Annotated in this window: 23 protein-coding genes and 1 pseudogene; 20 read left to right on the plus strand and 4 right to left on the minus strand. The window is 40.8% G+C overall.

Annotated elements, in window-relative coordinates; all coding sequences use genetic code 11:
* Entirely contained in the window at positions 1–558 is a 558-nt protein-coding gene (locus E2L03_RS08175) for a class I SAM-dependent methyltransferase (protein WP_095149517.1), read from the minus strand.
* A gap of 133 nt (positions 559–691) precedes the next feature.
* Here E2L03_RS08175 and E2L03_RS08180 point away from each other — a divergent pair, with 133 nt between their 5' ends.
* Both E2L03_RS08180 and E2L03_RS08185 read left to right on the plus strand, forming a co-directional pair.
* Positions 692–967, plus strand: a complete 276-nt coding sequence (locus tag E2L03_RS08180) for a thiamine-binding protein (RefSeq protein WP_038476614.1) — start codon at positions 692–694, stop codon at positions 965–967.
* A 62-nt stretch (positions 968–1,029) separates the two neighbouring features.
* Positions 1,030–1,575, plus strand: coding sequence for a cysteine hydrolase family protein (locus tag E2L03_RS08185; RefSeq protein WP_243839514.1), 546 nt, complete (start codon positions 1,030–1,032; stop codon positions 1,573–1,575).
* A 209-nt stretch (positions 1,576–1,784) separates the two neighbouring features.
* Here E2L03_RS08185 and E2L03_RS08190 read toward each other — a convergent pair whose 3' ends face one another.
* Entirely contained in the window at positions 1,785–2,528 is a 744-nt protein-coding gene (locus tag E2L03_RS08190) for an alpha/beta family hydrolase (protein ID WP_134258904.1), read from the minus strand.
* Positions 2,529–2,638: 110 nt separating this feature from the next.
* On the opposite strand from E2L03_RS08190, the gene E2L03_RS08195 reads away from it, so the two are divergent.
* From E2L03_RS08195 to E2L03_RS08255, 14 genes and pseudogenes are all read left to right on the plus strand, one after another.
* Complete coding sequence (locus E2L03_RS08195) at positions 2,639–2,983, plus strand: DUF3291 domain-containing protein (RefSeq protein WP_124741276.1); 345 nt, start codon at positions 2,639–2,641, stop codon at positions 2,981–2,983.
* A gap of 227 nt (positions 2,984–3,210) precedes the next feature.
* The gene (locus E2L03_RS08200) at positions 3,211–3,663 is read left to right on the plus strand and encodes a GNAT family N-acetyltransferase (protein WP_197196485.1); all 453 of its coding nucleotides are present in this window, start codon (positions 3,211–3,213) and stop codon (positions 3,661–3,663) included.
* Positions 3,664–3,855: 192 nt separating this feature from the next.
* Entirely contained in the window at positions 3,856–4,071 is a 216-nt protein-coding gene (locus E2L03_RS08205) for a hypothetical protein (RefSeq protein WP_055735500.1), read from the plus strand.
* A gap of 311 nt (positions 4,072–4,382) precedes the next feature.
* A pseudogene (locus E2L03_RS08210) lies at positions 4,383–4,664 on the plus strand (GNAT family N-acetyltransferase); the annotation flags it as partial.
* 16 nt (positions 4,665–4,680) lie between these two features.
* Complete coding sequence (locus tag E2L03_RS08215) at positions 4,681–4,878, plus strand: hypothetical protein (RefSeq protein WP_124741277.1); 198 nt, start codon at positions 4,681–4,683, stop codon at positions 4,876–4,878.
* A gap of 184 nt (positions 4,879–5,062) precedes the next feature.
* Positions 5,063–5,194: a YezD family protein gene (locus E2L03_RS08220; RefSeq protein WP_241741823.1), complete on the plus strand. Its 132-nt coding sequence runs from the start codon at positions 5,063–5,065 to the stop codon at positions 5,192–5,194.
* Between the two features lie 76 nt (positions 5,195–5,270).
* A complete protein-coding gene (gene ssuE, locus E2L03_RS08225; protein WP_038476634.1) occupies positions 5,271–5,813 on the plus strand; it encodes an NADPH-dependent FMN reductase in 543 nt (180 codons plus the stop codon).
* A gap of 84 nt (positions 5,814–5,897) precedes the next feature.
* Entirely contained in the window at positions 5,898–7,241 is a 1,344-nt protein-coding gene (locus E2L03_RS08230) for an LLM class flavin-dependent oxidoreductase (protein WP_038476637.1), read from the plus strand.
* A gap of 4 nt (positions 7,242–7,245) precedes the next feature.
* Positions 7,246–8,271 carry an ABC transporter substrate-binding protein gene (locus tag E2L03_RS08235; RefSeq protein ID WP_437183229.1) on the plus strand — a complete coding sequence of 342 codons (1,026 nt, stop codon included), beginning with the start codon at positions 7,246–7,248 and terminating at the stop codon, positions 8,269–8,271.
* Entirely contained in the window at positions 8,264–9,064 is an 801-nt protein-coding gene (locus E2L03_RS08240; RefSeq protein WP_124741280.1) for an ABC transporter ATP-binding protein, read from the plus strand. Before E2L03_RS08235 ends, E2L03_RS08240 begins: the two co-directional genes overlap by 8 nt.
* Entirely contained in the window at positions 9,052–9,864 is an 813-nt protein-coding gene (locus E2L03_RS08245; protein WP_038476643.1) for an ABC transporter permease, read from the plus strand. The genes E2L03_RS08240 and E2L03_RS08245 overlap by 13 nt, the downstream gene beginning before the upstream one ends.
* A 343-nt stretch (positions 9,865–10,207) precedes the next feature.
* Positions 10,208–11,272: an N-acetylmuramoyl-L-alanine amidase family protein gene (locus tag E2L03_RS08250; protein WP_134258905.1), complete on the plus strand. Its 1,065-nt coding sequence runs from the start codon at positions 10,208–10,210 to the stop codon at positions 11,270–11,272.
* A gap of 100 nt (positions 11,273–11,372) precedes the next feature.
* Entirely contained in the window at positions 11,373–11,528 is a 156-nt protein-coding gene (locus tag E2L03_RS20320; protein ID WP_158318483.1) for a hypothetical protein, read from the plus strand.
* 18 nt (positions 11,529–11,546) lie between these two features.
* Positions 11,547–12,098 carry a GNAT family N-acetyltransferase gene (locus tag E2L03_RS08255; protein ID WP_124741282.1) on the plus strand — a complete coding sequence of 184 codons (552 nt, stop codon included), beginning with the start codon at positions 11,547–11,549 and terminating at the stop codon, positions 12,096–12,098.
* Positions 12,099–12,154: 56 nt separating this feature from the next.
* Here E2L03_RS08255 and E2L03_RS08260 read toward each other — a convergent pair whose 3' ends face one another.
* Both E2L03_RS08260 and E2L03_RS08265 read right to left on the minus strand, forming a co-directional pair.
* Positions 12,155–14,446, minus strand: coding sequence for an MMPL family transporter (locus E2L03_RS08260; protein WP_134258906.1), 2,292 nt, complete (start codon positions 14,444–14,446; stop codon positions 12,155–12,157).
* 17 nt (positions 14,447–14,463) lie between these two features.
* Positions 14,464–15,066 (minus strand): TetR/AcrR family transcriptional regulator, encoded by a 603-nt coding sequence (locus E2L03_RS08265; RefSeq protein ID WP_134258907.1) that lies wholly within the window; start codon positions 15,064–15,066, stop codon positions 14,464–14,466.
* A gap of 157 nt (positions 15,067–15,223) precedes the next feature.
* Here E2L03_RS08265 and E2L03_RS08270 point away from each other — a divergent pair, with 157 nt between their 5' ends.
* The 4 genes from E2L03_RS08270 (at position 15,224) to E2L03_RS08285 (ending at position 17,743) form a co-directional block, all read left to right on the plus strand.
* The gene (locus E2L03_RS08270; protein WP_038476658.1) at positions 15,224–15,832 is read left to right on the plus strand and encodes a GNAT family N-acetyltransferase; all 609 of its coding nucleotides are present in this window, start codon (positions 15,224–15,226) and stop codon (positions 15,830–15,832) included.
* A 29-nt stretch (positions 15,833–15,861) separates the two neighbouring features.
* The gene (locus E2L03_RS08275) at positions 15,862–16,212 is read left to right on the plus strand and encodes a DUF2200 domain-containing protein (RefSeq protein ID WP_038476661.1); all 351 of its coding nucleotides are present in this window, start codon (positions 15,862–15,864) and stop codon (positions 16,210–16,212) included.
* Between the two features lie 158 nt (positions 16,213–16,370).
* The gene (locus tag E2L03_RS08280; RefSeq protein ID WP_038476664.1) at positions 16,371–17,147 is read left to right on the plus strand and encodes an SDR family NAD(P)-dependent oxidoreductase; all 777 of its coding nucleotides are present in this window, start codon (positions 16,371–16,373) and stop codon (positions 17,145–17,147) included.
* A gap of 137 nt (positions 17,148–17,284) precedes the next feature.
* Positions 17,285–17,743, plus strand: a complete 459-nt coding sequence (locus E2L03_RS08285) for a hypothetical protein (RefSeq protein ID WP_124741286.1) — start codon at positions 17,285–17,287, stop codon at positions 17,741–17,743.
* Positions 17,744–17,837: the final 94 nt, after the last annotated feature.

Raw genomic sequence — 17,837 nt, forward strand, 5'->3', positions numbered from 1 at the left:
TCACGGTTTCCTCGCGTCAAGTAGTAAAGAAACGAATTGGAGTGTCCCGCTTTCATTGCGATGGTCAAATTGTTTAGAACGATAGATCATCCCATCTTCTTTGTTCCAGTCGTTCTGGTGAAACTGACCCTTCTCATCATGGTATTCTAACAATGAAATGCGAAAGCCAGCTGTTTCAAAAAGTGAAGAAAGTGTATGATAGGTGTGGACGACTTTATGGCTACTAGCAGGATGATCTAAGGGGCCGGGTCCACCTATTTGTACAGCAGTCTGGTATGCTTCATTAGGGAAATAGCGGTCAGGTACGGCACAACGAACATACCCTCCTGGTTTTAAAAATTCATAACAAAGAGCGGCGGCTTGAATTCCTTCTTCAATGGTAAGGTGTTCCCAGACGTGTTCTGCTAAAATAACAGAAAGGCTCGATGGTTCAAAGTGAGTCAGCCAATCTTCTCGTTTTATCAGATTTAGCTCATCTTTTTGTAGATGAAGCCACCCGGGGTTATTATGATACTCACCAGCACCAACAACAATCTTTGTTTTTTGGTTTCTTGTCATATGGGGATCTCTTCCTTCCAACGTCTTTGTCCTGTTTCTTCTATAAAGGATGAATGAATCCTGCTAGATGTTTTGATCGTCTGTAGAACGGTTATGGAAATAGTATAGACGAGAAAAGGGAGATGATGAAAACATGTCAACAGTACTCGCAGGTATTCAACTTCTACCGAACCTTAAAGAAGACCATACAGGAGGAATGATTGATCATTCGTTACAGTTGGTCGAAAAATCTGGTCTTAGATACGAAGTAGGGCCACTGGAAACGGTTGTTGAAGGAGATTTAGATTCGGTTATGAGCCTGATTCAATCAATTCAAGAAGATGCCATTCAAACAGGGGCCGATGAACTATTGTCTCACGTAAAGATCCATTATCGTAAAGATGGCGTTTCGTTTGAAGATAAAAAATAAACGTTCGTTATGCGCGCATGCCAACAGGAATGCGCGTATTTTTTCAAAGGAAGTGTGTAGAGGTGGATAAGCATACGGTTTTATTAATCGTTGATTTAATTAATCCTTTTGATTTTAAAGACGCTGAGAAGCTCTATGATGCTTCTTATTCATGTGCGCAGCAAATTGCCAAATTAAAAGATACCATGCAAGAAAAGGGTTATCCAGTTATCTATGTAAACGACAATTATGGTCACTGGAAATCTGAATTTACCCAACTGTATCATTACATTGTTGAAAATGAACTTCCTGGCTCGCCGATTGCAACATTATTAAAACCGAGTGAGCATGAATATTCTGTTCTTAAGCCTCAATTTTCCGGTTTCTTTGCTACACCTTTAGATATGCTTTTAAAAAGAATGGAAGCCAAAACGCTTATTATAACAGGTGTTGTCGGAAACATGTGTATTGAATTCACTGCGAATGATGCGTATATGCTCGGTTATCATTTAATTATTCCTAGAGACGGTTTTGCATCCTTTACAGAACAGGAATATCAACAATCGTTAACTCATTTTGAGGAGATTCTTAAAGCAGATACACGGTCCATTGAGGAACTAATGTCCTAGAAGAGTCTAAGTAATTTTTATCATCATGACTTAGCACAAAAAGAGGCTGGGACAAAAGTAGATAGACAGACCAAAAGGACGAACATTCCTGAAAATAGGAACGTTCGTCGTTTCTTTTATATGAAAATGAACGGAAAGCGAAGGATTCTCCTGTAGCGGTGCTACTCAGCATATTTTAGACTATTCGTCTTTTCAAATACTACTTTTCGTTATGTCCCAGCCTCTTTTTCGTTTGATTGGTCTGTTATCCAAGAGTCAACGATCTCGATGATGGCTTTTTGCTGCTCGGCTACGGAAAGAGTTGCGACCCCGTCGCCAGATTGTTCACCGTATATACCAAAATAGGCATGGTTGCCGCCTTCAATTTCAATGAAATCGGTCGTTTTCGGAAGGTTTTCGCTATTAGCTTCAATTTTCTCTGGTGTGCTTAAGCCGTCTTCAGATGCACTAAGAGAAAGGACTGGGAGAGAAGAGGAGTGTAAAAATTTATTGCTCGCTGCATACGAGCCAAATAAAAGTAAGCCCTCAATCGTCTCTAAATGGGTATCCGCATACTTCGCCGCAGCTGCACCACCCATAGAATGCCCACCTATGAACCAATGAAGCTCAGGTTCCTTTTGAATTAACTCTTTTGCTTTAGCACTGTCAAAGATCGAGAGGTTTAACGTAACAGACGGAATGGCTACCGTTATACCTTGCTGAGACAATTCTTGCGCAAGGTAAGCATACGCTTCTGGTTCTACTTTCGCCCCAGGATACAAAACGAACCCGATATCCGCATTAGGTGCAGAATAAATTATCCAATCATCTTCTTTGGGAATTGGTTCATGTAATTCCACACCTTCAGCATTGATTACCGTATAGGTGAACTGAGTCCAAACGAAGAAACTTGCCACTAGAAGAAGGATAATTCCTGTAACACCAAGAAGTATCCATTTTAAACCTTTTTTCATTTGATGGATTCCTTTCTAAGAGTCATCTTTTTTTTATTATGATTATAGGGGACGTTTTCATGCAATTTAACGCAGGAAGTCAGTAAAGCTTAGCGAAAAAGAGGTGGGATATGATTGTATCGATTACGAGACTACATTTAAGAGGTATACACACATTGCCAACATTTACTTGGATGACTGTTTGCTCACATTTTCAAATACGTAAAACGAAGGGACTCGAACACATTTCATATCAAAAAGAAGGCGTGTTAACGTATTGGACTATGTCAATTTGGCATTCTCCTGAAGACATGAAGGCTTTTAGAAATCATGGAGCACACTTTAGGGCAATGAAACATTCTAGGCAGTTGGCAGATGAATTGCAATACATCCAATTTTCAACAACAACAAAAACATTGAGCTGGGATGAGTGTAAAGAAAGGCTTCACCAAAAGTATCGAAGCAAGGTGTTGTAACAGAAAATCAGTATCCTCTTTTATTCTACTAACCCACTAAAGAATAAGAATAACGTTACAGCTCTTGTATGAAAGCGTGAGAAGCTCGATCGCTTTCAAACTGATGAACATTTAACGCTTGTTCACAGAAATGTAGGAAACCAAGTAGATATACTAAGACTGGCTTATTATTGAAGAGAACGCCTCGTTGTTGTGCTGCCAATTAACGTTGAAAGTGAGGAGAATGTGTGACCGAATTTCTAATTGAATTGGGGGATGCCAATTCGAAGGAAGCAACGTATTTGATGCGCGAGCTTTCAGAAAGATTAACATGTATTACTGGTGATTCAGGAGAAGGTTCCTTCAATACGAATGATCTGAACGGCGCACGGGCAATCTTTGCCATTTGTCGATACAACGGAGAGCCAATTGGTTGTGGGGCATTACGACCGATAACTGAAACAACAGCTGAATTAAAGAGAATGTACTCAAGAAAAAATAGTATTGGAGTTGGATCGAGGCTTTTGAGTTTTTTAGAACAAGAAGCTCAAAAAATGAACTTCTCTACAATTAGGCTTGAAACCAGAAGGGTCAATACGAAAGCAGTTCAATTTTATGAAGGGAAGGGATATGGTCGTATTTCCAATTATGGGAAGTATATCGGAAGGTCAGAAGCCGTTTGTTTCGAAAAAGTTCTGTAAGATCGTCGTGACATGTAGATTTTCCGCTGAATTATCGCCTTAAAGCCGAGTGTGTTAAGTCTACTTAGTTTTGCGTCGATACGAAAAAACGTTCTATAAATTACCAGGTAAATACGAACGTATTTTCTGTTTTTGATCTTGAATAAGAATATGCGTTCGTATATAATGAATGAAAATAAGGGAGGGCTTGCTATGAACAGAGGCGTTTTACAACGAGCGTTAGAGCGTAAAGATTGTGTTGAATTAATTTATTTAGATACAAAGGGAATCATTTCGCAAAGAGTCATTACGGTATTGCAGTTGAAAGAGCGCTGGTTTGTAGCCTATTGTCATAACAAGCGCCAACGAAGAGTATTTAAGTATGAGAATGTTCTCTCTTTAAATCAAATGAAACGAACAGTCTCGTAGCATGGCTAACCATAATTAAAACAGATCCTCATCGTAGGACTATCTATACTGAATATTAAGCTTATTTCCTATAAAACACCATAAAAATGTCAGTTAAATAAACGTTTGTTTAATGCTGTTATTATACTATAGCAAGTGCATATTATCATTTTAGAATCCTAGTGGTTCTGTAGTCTAATGAAAAGAGTGATCAAATGAACGTTGATGTTAGGATGAACCTTCCCATTGAAGATGAAGAAGTACCCCTATTAAGAGAAACCGTAGGCTGAGCAAGAAGAGATCAAGATTACCCGCTTCTTTTTGAGCGCTGTACCTTTTGGGCAGGAATGAGAGGAGAGAACGAGGAGCTCATTGCATTTGGATATCTATGTGGGATGGGGTTAGAGCATGGGTACATAGAAGATGTGATTGTGCACCCATCGTATCAAGGTAGTGGTATCGGCGCTAAATTAGTGAAGCGTCTACTGGTCGAAGCAGAGACAACTGGTATAGAAATTGTCACAGTGACTTTCGATACAAAGCATGCGTCTTTTTATCAACGATGTGGATTTACGTATGGAGGGGGCGGGGTTTGGCGAATCAAAAATGGATAGAGCAAGGAGAAATGGTATGAATAAAAAGAGGCTCATTTTCGTTATATGGCTCGTTTTCTTTCCACTGGTTACAACAGGATTCTTGACGCTTTATCGATTCTTTAGAGGTCTTGAAATAGGGATAGAGCAAATGACGCCTCATTTTCTAGCGTTTATGGTGACTGGTGCAGTGGCTAGTTTCATATGGTATCAAATTGCGACGATGCACAAATAGAAAAGCTTAAAGAGACGCTCTCTGTCAGCGACTCTTATTTTTTTAGAATTGAGAGAACGTTAAAAGTAGATGATCAAATTTGATATTTCTTATAATTCATACTTGACAAATAAGAATTATCAGATTAAAGTCTATGATAACAACGAACACATTCATTTAAAAGAGAGGGTGAACGGCGATTAAAGTGGAGCAACAAGTCGTAGATGAGATTGTGACACAGCTACAAAAGCTTGAATTTGGTTCATTACTCATTACAGTACATAATGGCAAAGTCACACAAGTAGATTGTACAGAGAAGCGTAGATTGAATAAATAGTAAGCTGATCGGTCAACCGAAAGCTCACCAGAATGATGTGGTGGGCTTATTTTATTTCTGAAGGAGTGATGATAGGATGCATGTTCTTTTTTTATCAGGAAGTCCTAACCGATTATCAAAAACGAATGCTGTACTAAAAGTAGTGCAACAATCGTTTGAACTACCTTATAGTGCGTCTACTATTAACATACTTGACGTACCTGCTGATGACTTAATGCAGGCAAAGTTTCAGTCTCCTGCAATGGATAAAGTAAAAGCAGAGATTGAGAAGGCAGACATTCTTGTAATTGGCAGCCCCATTTATAAAGCATCCGTTCCTGGTGTGCTAAAAGCGTTGCTTGATCTTTTGCCTGAAGGAGCCTTACTAGGAAAAGTGGTATTACCTGTAGCAACTGGCGGCAGTATTGCTCACTATTTATCGTTAAATTATTCCTTGCTTCCAGTCCTTCATATACTTGGAGCTACCTCTATTATTAAGCCGGTTTTTGTTTTAAGTGACCATGTTCAGATAGAAAATGGGATTGGGCGTATTCGAGATCCAGGATCATTGAGAAGGATCGATGAAGCTATTTCCAGATTAAAGCAATCCGTTAAACAAGCTTCTTATACAAACGTATAAACAGAGTCGACCAGAACACTGGAGACGTGCGTAAAGCCGGTTTTCATAGTGTTTTTTTAATTTAAATGAAGGAGTGGGTACGTAATGGCAAATCGACAGATGCATTTAGGAGCGTTTCTTATGACGCCTGGTCATCATGTAGCAGCGTGGAGGCACGAGGATAGTGCAAACGATGCAAAGGAATGGCTCTCGGCAGAGTATTATGTCCGTTTAGCTCAGCTAGCGGAAAAAGGGCTCTTCGATATGGTATTTTTTGCAGATCATTATGCAGACCGGACGAAACGAGAAGAAGATGTCTCGCATAGCGTGACGGCTCGCTTAGATCCTATTCTACTCTTATCTGCGATGACCTATGCAACGTCGCGTATTGGATTGTGCGCTACTGCATCGACGAGTTTCTATGAACCGTATTACCTTGCTCGTGCGTTTGGAACCATTGATCATTTAAGTAATGGTCGAGCGGCCTGGAATGTGGTAACGAGTGGCAATGCTTACGAAGCGTTAAATTTTAGTCGTGATGCTCATTATGACCATTCACTACGATACGAACGTGCAACGGAAAGCTTGAAGGTGACGAAGAAGCTTTGGGCTAGTTGGGATGAAGATGCCATTGTTCTGGATAAGGAAGCAGGACGTTTTACAGATTCGTCCAAAGTGCGCACCATCGATCATGAAGGCCATTTTTTCTCTGTTCCCGGTCCATTAAATATACCCCGTCCCGTTCAAGGTCACCCAGTAATTGTGCAAGCCGGATCGTCTGAGCCTGGGAAAGAATTAGCCGCTTCATCAGCTGAGGTTATTTTTACCGCTTGGAAAACAAGAAAAGATGCAGAAGTATTTTATCGAGATGTGAAGCAACGATTGGTCAAATACGGTCGGACTGTAGATGACTTAAAAGTAATGCCTGGTGTAATGCCGATCATCGGAAAGACAGAGGAGGAAGCGAAAGAGAAAGCGGCACATTTTCGCTCGTTAATACCAGAAGAAGCGGGGATTCGCTTGTTATCAGGGTTGTTAAACTTTGATTTATCTGGCTATCCGCTCGATGGTCCACTCCCAGAACTTCCTCCAGTTGAAACGAATAATGGGGCGAAAACACGATTTGAGCTTGTGACGAAGCTGGCAAAAGTAGAGAACTTGACCATTCGTCAATTGTATCAGCATATTGCAGGTGCGAGAGGGCATCGTGAAATTTATGGCACACCTGAACAAATTGCAGATCAGCTACAGGATTGGTTTGAAAATGGTGCTGCAGATGGTTTTAACATTATGGCACCACTTTTACCTGATGGACTAGAAGCATTTATTAAGAAAGTTATTCCTATTTTGCAAGAAAGAGGCTTATTCCGTACGAGCTATGAAGGGACAACGTTGCGTGACCATTTGGGATTAAAAAAACCTCATAATGCAGAGGTGTTGCAGCGTTAAGGAGGTGGTTGAGTTGAATTGGAGACAATCAATGTTGATTTTTGGGGGCATCATCTTAGCTTCTTGTTCAAACCATACGAGTGCTCAAGTGGAAGAGGGAATTCCTGTTCTTCGCTATCAAGGAACAGCAAATACTGTCATGCCGTGGGAGCTGGCTGATGACCTAGGTTATATGAACGGGATCAAGTTGGAATGGATTGGTGATGGCACTAGTGGGCCGGAGAGTATTCAAGCAACGATGACAGGGGATGTAGAGTTTGGAGGAGCGTTTAATGGTGCCATTCTTCAGTTGCACTATGCAGGTGCAGGTGTGACATCGGTCATTCATTATTATGGGTCTGATGAAGAAACGTATGCAGGTTACTATGTCTTGGAAGACAGTCCAATTCAAGAAGCGGACGATTTAATCGGTGGAAATGTCGGTGTTAATACGTTAGGCGCCCATCATGAATTTTCAACAGTCGAATATGCGAGACAGAATGGATTATCGAAAAGTCAGGTCGACGACATCGGCCGAATCATTATTCCTCCTGCGTCAGGTGAACAGGCACTACGTTCTGGACAGTTGGAAGTGACGACGCTAAGCGGTATCATTCGGGATAAAGCATTGGAAACGGGTGGATTGCGGCCGCTTTTTAAAGATATCGATTTATTTGGTCCATTTAATGCAGGTAGTATCGTCTTTAGAGATGATTACATAGAAGAACAACCTGAGGCGGTCGAAATTTTTGTGAATGGAATGGCAAGAGCCATTGAATGGATGAAGGAGAATGAAGCAGAAATTGTGCGGGAACGAATGCGAGAAATTGTGGAAACAAGAGGACGAAATGAACAAACTGATTTAATTGATTACTGGAAAAGTAGTGGCATCGAATCTCCTGGAGGTGCGATTCGTCAGGTTGATTTCGAGCGATGGGAAGATTGGTTAGTAGAAGAAGGTCGAATCTCAAAAGGTGAAACACAAATGGAGGAAGTGTATACCAATCGATTTAATCCATACTTTAATGAATTAGAGGAAGGGAATGAATAAGGTGCAGGACGTCGCAATTCAAGTAGATAATATGACCCATCAATTTAAAGGAAACCGAAACGACACCGTCACCGCCATTTCAAACTTAAGCCTATCTATTAAAAAGGGAGAATTCTTTGTTATTGTCGGCCCAAGCGGATGTGGCAAGTCTACTTTGCTCGATTTGCTTGCTGGTTTACAGTTACCTAGCCAAGGGCGCATCGTTGTGAATGGAGAGCGGGTGTCTAACCCGAGTTTAACTCGGGGGTTTGTGTTTCAACAATATGCGCTATTGCCATGGAGGACAACCATTGAAAATGTAGCCATTGGCTTAGAAGAGTTAGGGTTAAAGCGTAAAGAACGTCTAGTGAAGGCGGCTTCGTATATCGAGCTTGTTGGGTTAAAAGGGTTTGAAGAGACGTATCCCCATCAGTTATCAGGAGGGATGAAGCAGCGGGTTGCCATTGCACGAAGCTTAGCCTATGACCCTGAGGTTCTTCTGATGGATGAACCGTTTGGAGCACTTGACGCTCAAACACGAGAAAGCCTTCAATTAGAATTACTGGAGATTTGGAGGAAAACAAATAAAACGATTGTATTTATTACACATAGCATCGACGAAGCGATTGTCCTTGGCCAACGTGTTGGGGTAATGAGTCAACGACCTGGAAGAATCTCTCATATTGTGGATACACCGTTATTTGAAACGAAAAGAAATGAAGATCCCCGTTCATTACCAGCATTTGCTGTGCATAGACAAAACGTGTGGAACTTGCTTCATGGAGATCAGGAGGTGAATGCATGGAACGTGTAACCCATGTGCCTGAAGCAAATCGGCAATGGTCAGCCCGGTTTAACCGTTTTGTCTTCCAGAGTCTATCGTTTCTTAAGTCCATAACAGCCATTGCGCTTTTCTTTTTATTATGGGAACTTGCACCTCGACTAGGTATGGTTGATGCTGTTTTTATGCCACCTTTCTCTACTGTTCTCGCAAGTGGCTTGGAGTTAATACTAAATGGTCAGTTATTTTCACATATCAGCGCTAGCATTACGCGATCGATCATTGGATTTTTAGTAGGGATGATCATGGCGATTCCTCTCGGGCTCGTGATTGGGTGGTTTACAACATTTAGTAAATGGTTGACCCCTCTTTTAGAATTGTTCCGTAATACAGCAGCGTTAGCGGTGTTGCCTGTTTTTATCTTGTTGCTCGGAATAGGGGAGCTTTCAAAAGTGGCGGTGGTTATCTACGCATGTTTCTTTCCCATTCTTATCAGTACGATTAGTGCCGTTCGGAATGTGGATCCCTTATTTATAAAAGCGGGGAAATCGCTAGCGTTGACTCCCTATCGCTTATTTGTAAAAATTATCTTGCCAGCGTCTGTGCCAACGATTTTTGTCGGTTTACGCTTAGCAGCCGCGTCATCAATTTTAGTTTTAGTTGCTGCAGAAATGATTGGAGCTAAAGCAGGGTTGGGGTATTTAATCATTAGCAGTCAACACACGTTTCAGATTCCAAATATGTATGTGGGTATCCTAACCATCTCTGTTATTGGCTTAGGCGTGAATGCGCTCCTTGTTTTTATTGAGAGAAAACTATTGCATTGGAAATAAACCATATAAAGTAGCGCATCGGATTCACTAAACGGATGCGCTTTTTTGTGTTGATTGGCCCTTAACTTTTCCCATGAAATCTCCTAACCGGGTTTAACATACTAAATTCAGTTAGCTCTATATTCTTGTTTTTAAAAGAATTGGTAGTGTTGCAAGTAAAAAGGGAAACATGGCAATACATTGGAACAAAACTAGCAAAAATCTCCTTCAACCAAAAAGCCTATATCATTTAAGTTGCTCATTTGGTATGATTTACAGAATCATTGATAGTTTCATAGAAACCTATGTTTAGCTAACCTAATATTCGGGAATGCACGATAGGTAGTTTAAAAGGAGGGGGAAAATGCGTTTTTTTAAAACAGTGACAGCCCTATCGATTATCGTCTTACTCCTGTTTGTGACGTATGAACAAGTGAGCGCGTCCACAAACGTTGGTGTCGTTCAAAGTGACGCGCCATTAAACGTAAGGGATCTTCCTTCTGAAGAAGGCTCCATCATTGGGAAGCTCGAACCTGGAAATAAAATTGAATATTTTAACACGTCAACAGACTGGGTTAAAATAACGTATGCTGGACAAGTGGGCTATGTGAGTAAAGCATTTATTAGTGGCACAATAAGTACAGAGGCAACGTCAACAGCAGGGCATGTAGAGTTGAAGACAGGTGTGGTCGCTTCAACAGGTGGACTAAATGTTCGGTCTGGTCCTCGACAATCTGAAAGCGTTCTTGGGCAGTTGGCGAATGGTACACAGATTGATTACATTGACTTAGGGAATGACTGGGCGCAAATAACCTATAACGGGGCAATTGGATTTATACATACTGAATACGTACAATCTATGGTTACGTCACCCACAGTTACTCCTATTGTTAATAAGCCAACAGCTAAACAAGGGTTTAAAGTCGTACTTGACGCTGGACATGGCGGTTATGATTCGGGTGCCGTTGCAAATGGCCTCTTAGAAAAGCATGTAGTAAAAGCGTATAAGGATGAGCTAAAGCGAACGTTAGCAGCAGATGGCATTGAAGTTATTGAAACGCGAACAGGTGATGAGTTTGTTTCCCTTTCGAGTCGAGTGAACCAAGCAAATCAAGCTCAGGCAGATTTGTTTCTTAGCATTCATGCTAATAGTTTTGCCGATCCGAATGTTCGCGGTTTTGAGACTCATTACTACCAATCTAGTAAAGAGGCAAGCGCTATTAATAAGGAGATTCGCCGATTAAACTCTGGTTATACAAGAGGAATCTATCAGTCTAATTTCCAAGTTCTGCGCGATTCAAATGTTCCAGCTGTTTTAATTGAAGTAGGTTACTTAACAAATGCTGATGATGCCTATCGTATGCAAACGAATCAGCATCAACAAGAAGTAAGTGAAGCCGTTCGACGTGCGGTGCAACAATTAAAATAAGCTAGTAATAAGAAGCCTTTCTCAAAGAAGGTTTCTTATTTTTTTTGCAGGATTTGCTCTCGTTTTGTCGAAGGAAAAGAGGCATAATGAGGTGATAAGAATGGAAGTGTTCCAATCTATAGGATTAGCGGTACTGCCAGTACTCATCATAGGTGCGTTTGCGGTTTCCGCCATTGCAATAACTGCTGTGAAGGAACAGAAGAAACAACTAGAACAGTTAGAAAGGCGACTTGCACAACTAGAACGACAATCATAGAGAAGAGGATGTGCCATCATGTTTGAACATAAACTAACGGAACAATTGTCACTAAAACTAATTGACTTTCAAGATGCTGATGCAATTTATACATTAACCGATGAAAATCGGATGTACTTGAAAGAATGGCTCCCCTGGCTCGATCATATTAAAGAGGTAAACGATACCGCTACGTTTATTCGGCGTTGTTTGCAGAGTCATGCAGATAACAATGGGCTTCACACGGTTATTGTGTATGACGGTCATGTAGTTGGAATGGCGAGTTTTAATTCGCTGAATTGGGCGAACAAAACAGCCTCCATTGGCTACTGGGTGAGTGAAAAGGTTCAGGGTAGAGGGATTGTCACAGCCGTTGCCCATGACTTAACAAATTATGCGATCCAACAACTTAACATGAACAAAGTGGAAATTCGTGCTGCTGCCGAAAATCAAAAGAGTCAAAGAGTTCCGATGAAACTAGGCTTTACACGCGAAGGAACAATTAGACAAGCAGAATGGCTGTACGATCATTATGTGGATCATGTTGTGTTCGGAATGCTTGCTTCTGAATGGAAAGACCGAGTGAACTAGCTCGGTCTTTTTTATTGCTAAGAAGCCTCCCATACAGGAAGGCTTCGGGGTTTTATTTAATTCTGTTGCTTGTTCATCGAATGAAGTGATGCGGTAAGCTTTTCACCTTCAATATCTAAATTTGGTAAGAGCTTATCCAGCCATTTTGGTAAATACCAGATGGTGTCGCCAAATAGGGACATCACCGCTGGAACGAATATCATACGGATGAGGAATGCATCGATTAAAATCCCAATAGCAAGAGCAAACCCAACTTGCTTAATCATGATGTCATCTGTAAAAATAAATCCAGCAAATACAGATACCATAATGAGTGCTGCTGCAACAACAACTCGACTTGCAGACGAATAACCTGTTTTAATGGCAGCGTCTTTTTTATGACCATGTACGTAAGCTTCCCTCATAGATGACACGAGAAAGACTTGATAGTCCATTGCTAATCCATAAAGAATACCCGTTACCATTATGGGAATGAAGCTTAATAGTGGTCCGCCAGTATCAACACCGAATAATGAACCGAGCCAGCCCCATTGGAAAACTGCTGTTGTCACACCGAATGTAGCCAAAATACTTAAAAGAAAGCCAACAGTGGCTTTAATAGGTATGATGAGAGAACGAAAGACTACAAGCAAAATGATTAAAGAAAGCACCACGATAATCCCAATGTAAATCGGAAAAACTTCAGCTAGATTTTCAGAAACATCAATATTAATAGCAGTTAAGCCCGTAACACCAATGTCAAGGTTCGTTCCGTCAGTAATGGATTCATTTGAACGGAGGTATTCAACTAGTTCTTTTGTTTCCGAATCTGTAGGACCATGTTTAGGTGTGATACTTACTATACCAACTGTACCATCCTCATTAAAACCACCTGGTGACACTTCAGCAACTTCATCTAATTCCGATAAGGAGGAAAGAAGCTGAACGTATTCCTCTATTGCAATGGCAGAGCCGTCATCTTCTTCTGCTACTAGAGCTAAAGTACCGTTGTAGCCCTCGCCAAATGCGTCCGTAATCCGATCATAACTTTGTCTCTCCACCGTATCTTGATTGGCGCTAGCACCAGAAGGCATGCCAAGATTCATTTGGGTAACTGGGACTGCTAGTGTTGCTAATAAAACAATTAATAAGGGGATAATTACCCATTTTCCCTTTAGTAAAAATTGTATCCAATAGTTTGCAACGGTTGGTTGTGCATGATCTTTTTTAGCATAGCGCTCTCTAGCTTTTCGAGACACGATTCGTTCACCTGCTAAACCAAGAAGAGCTGGTAATAGAGTTAATGCGACAAGAACATCTAAGAACACTGTCATGGAAGCTACAAGTGCCATACTGCTTAAGAAAGAGATACCGATGACCAGTAATCCGCATAAAGCAATGATAACGGTTAGACCAGCAAAGAAAACGGCGCTTCCTGCTGTCCCTATAGCTCTAGCGGCAGCTTCTTTTGCAGTCAACTGCTCATCGAAAATAAGCTTGCGCTGACGATTGACGATAAACAAAGCGTAATCAATTCCAACGGCTAAGCCGACCATAAGAGCCAATACTGGTGTTAAGCTATTCATTTCAAACAAACTTGATAAAGCAAATGTTCCGCCAACACCGACCCCAACGCCCACGAGAGCAACAATTAACGGCAGTCCTGCTGCCACTAATGAGCCTAGGGTAACGACTAGGACAATTCCTGCAATTGCGAGACCAATCAGCTCGTGAGTTCCGCCTATAGGGATATCAGCAGGAATCAATGTACCAGACGGCAAGGCTTGAATCATCGTCTCTTCCTCGACCATATAAGCGTAATCCATAAGTTGATCAAGTTCAGCATCAGATAAATTCTCCACTTGTTCGGTCATTTGAAACTGAAACAAAGCTGTTTGTCCATCTTCTGAAATCATAATGCCTGGAACAGGGAAATCTTGGACAACAAGTGGTCGGTGAGTAGCTTCGCTTTCCGGCATCGCTTCTGCCATTTGTGCCAATGCTTCTTGTCCGTAGCTAGTTCCCCCATCTGCTAGAATCTCCATTGGGTTAACCACAAAATTAAGCTCGTAAATCGATTGAATGGCGGTCAGTAACGATTCAATCTGTTCAGGGGCATCCACAGCCACATTTCCAGTTGAGTGAAAAAGAATACTTCCCTGTCCTCCTGAAGCCATAGGGAAATCTTCTTCAAGTCGATCAAGGATATCCTGGGACTCTGTGCCATCAATTCTCGTTTCAGAACTAACGTTGACTCCAGCTGTTAGGAGGACAGTTATGACAACGCTCAAAATAATGAGCCAGCTTGCAATAAACAACCACGGCTTTGAATAGGCTGTTTTTCCAATTTTGTAAAACAATGTCGACATGCGTTCATTCCTTCTTTCTAGTTAAATCCCTCGCGTAATTGCTCAAAAATCTGATCGATGTAATGAAAAAATTGATTTTCAGTCAGTTGATCCGTTAAAGGAAATTGAATGCTAATTTCTTCTTCAAATAAAGGGAGCAATGCGCTAAAAATAGCCCCCATTAGAAGGTGGTAATAAGATGTAGGATACGCCTCACCAAATTTTTCAATCATTCCTTGCTTAGCGTAGTTTTGCACCTCTTGTAAGAGTGCATTCACATATAGTCTTAGCGTAGAATGATGTTTTGAAAGACAAACCAACTCATGTAGCCGGTTCAAAATTTCAAGTGAAAATCGATGTTTAATAAAAAAATGAATGGCATCAATTGGTGATAAGCTTTCTTCTGTAACTGTATAATGAAAGTCTAAAGGAGAGTGAAGAAGCGTTAATGCGTTCGCAATGGCTTCTTCTTTACAAGAGAAATAATTGGCAAATGTTCTACGAGAGTAACCTGCCTTTTGCACAATATCTTCAATAATAAAATTATCCACACCATGTTCTTTAGCAAGTTGAAAAGCGGATTCGGCTAAAGCTTGTCTAGTTTCCATCTTCTTTTTTTCACGCAATCCATGATCACTCATTATGTTTCACCTCAACTCTTTTTTATAATATCGGAAAACAACAATTTGCACAATGAGAAACTTTTCTCATTGTGCAAATTTGTTAGTGGGTATGTTGTTTTATTTATAAGGGTATATTGATACGAAAACGTTCATTTTTCTGGAGAAGGGTGATCATATGTCCAAACCGGTTCGAATTGAGGAAGCTTCGCCTCATTCAAGGGTTGGTGCTAAGCTAAACATTATGGCTATTGAAAGCATGGCTAAGACCATTGTTGGTTCAGACGATCCTGCTACTATAGAAGAAACGATGAGACGATTGTGGGAAGGGACAAATAATCGCTTTAGTCACGAATTCGCCTATGAAGCAAAAGCTGGAAACAAAACCCTCGGAATGGTGACGTGTTATCCAACAAGTGTCATGAATCAATTAGTTCTTCCAACAGCAAAACAAATTTTGCAAATAAGACGTTTTGAAATGATCAAGTATGCAGTCAAGAATGTACGCCCCCTCTATGCGATGATGACGATGGAAGAAGGAAAAAAAGATGAATTCCATATAGGTGCGATCGCCCTACTACCTGAAAGTAGGGGGCTAGGTATTGGTGGAATGTTGCTTGATTTTGCTGAAGCATGTGCAAAGGAACGTTCTTTCACAAAGCTATCGCTAACAGTTCGAGAAAACAATCCTCGTGCGAAACAATTATACGAGCGGCTAGGCTATCAAGTTGTAGGAAAGATTGATCGAGGGTCATTTAAGCTTTCTCGAATGGTTAAAACGGTGTAGCATTAAACAAGCAAGAGAGGAGCGGATGTATGAAAAAACATAAAATTTACACGATGCCGTTTGCAAGTGTTTATCCACATTATGTGAATAAGGTTGAAAGAAAAGGGCGGACAAAAGCCGAGTTGGATGAAGTGATTCAATGGTTAACTGGCTATCGTTCTGAAGAACTGGAAGCCCAATTAGAAAAGCAAACAGATATGGAATCGTTTTTTTCGGAGGCTCCAACTATGAACCCATCACGGTCTCTTATTAAAGGGGTCATTTGTGGTGTTCGGGTAGAGGACATTGAAGAACCGCTTATGAGAGAGATTCGTTACATGGATAAGTTAGTGGATGAACTGGCAAAAGGGAAGGCAATGGAAAAGGTATTGCGAAGTTAATGAACTGCCACAAAGCCGCTTAACTAGTCATCAAAATGAGCTTTATTTCGTTTCGCTTGGGATACTTAATCACATTGAGGTGCGTACTTGTTTAGGAGATTACGTAGGTTTATAGTCGATTTGAAACAAAAAAATTTTAACGATGAAGGTGAGAATCCATGAGATTTCAGGATAAAGTTGTATTAATAACCGGTGCTTCTGGAGGAATTGGGATAAAGGCAGCAGAGCTTTTTCGAGCAGAAGGAGCTAAACTCGCTTTAGTCGATTTAAATAAAACAGCTTTAGAAAAAGCATCCTCTGAAGCAAACTTAGATAAAGACAACACATTGCTAGTAGCTGGAGATGTTTCAAAAGAGAATGATGTCCAAGCATTTGTAGATCATACCATTGATCACTATGGACAAATCGATATTTTTATTAACAATGCAGGAATTAATGGTGAGTTTGGTTTGTTGACTGAACAAACCCTCGCTAATTTTCAAAATGTCTTGAATGTCAATACAACAGGAGTCTTTCTTGGGCTGAAATACGTGATGAAAGTAATGAAAAAACAACAAAATGGTGTCATTGTCAATACCGCTTCCAACGGCGGGTTGCTTGGTGCACCTGGAATGGGTCCTTACGTGGCGTCCAAACATGCTGTTATTGCATTAACGAAAACAGCCGCTTTGGAAGGGGCTGCGGAGAATATTCGGGTTGTAGCGGTAGCGCCTTCTGGAGTTGATACAGCCATGATTCGTTCAATTGAAAAAAATACAAACCCAGATAATGTAGAGGAAGCACGTAAACAATTTGAAGCAAGTGTTCCGCTGAATCGTTATGCAACAGCAGAAGAGATTGCTAAGCTAATGCTGTTTTTATCTTCTGAAGAGGCATCCTTCATTACAGGTAGCTATTATCGGATTGATGGTGGACAAGGCGCAACGTCTGTTTAAATCGCATTGTTGAATGTGTAAATGTGAACGAACCTTGTATTCTGTTCGATAGGTTTTGAATTTCGTCTATTTCCTGCTATGCTAGATCTACAAAAAAAGCAATGGATAGGTCGTATGAAAAAGGAGGCGATGTAAAAGTGGCTAGGAAGGTTATCTATGTCTTCATTGCGCTTTTACTTGTCGGTGTAGCAGGAATTGTCATGGTAAATTACATTCCTGAAGAGACGACGATAGAAGAAGAGATCACTCGTTATGAAAGTGAAAACGGTGAAATCACTTCTATTCAAATCATACAAGAGTCAAGTGAACGTTCGAATTCAACGAGAAGAGAAGTGACGATAGACGACCGTGATGCAATTATTGAACTCTTTCAACAAGGTGGCGTGACTGAACTCGTTCCGAATGATCGTGCACCAACGGTAACGTATCATATAGAAGTTGAGACAACAGAGCAGTCCATTTATACAGCACCAACGATTTTGGTGAGCGATGCCAGCTTTGCGTGGGGAGAGAATCGTTTTCACGTAAATGGTGCAAATGCGTTGTATGAAGCGATTGAAACAAGTGACTTTAATTGGTCGACTGACGAAGAATAGCTCGATAGAGAGGCCTTTTCGAAGGTCTTTTTTTATATGTGCCTGTCATTTTAGTGGAAGATTATCTACCCACATCTCTTAAGAAAGAGGCAAA

Origin of the sequence: Shouchella oshimensis, from assembly GCF_004375095.1 — a bacterium.
In the GTDB taxonomy this organism is placed as follows: Bacteria; Bacillota; Bacilli; order Bacillales; family Bacillaceae_D; genus Shouchella; species Shouchella oshimensis.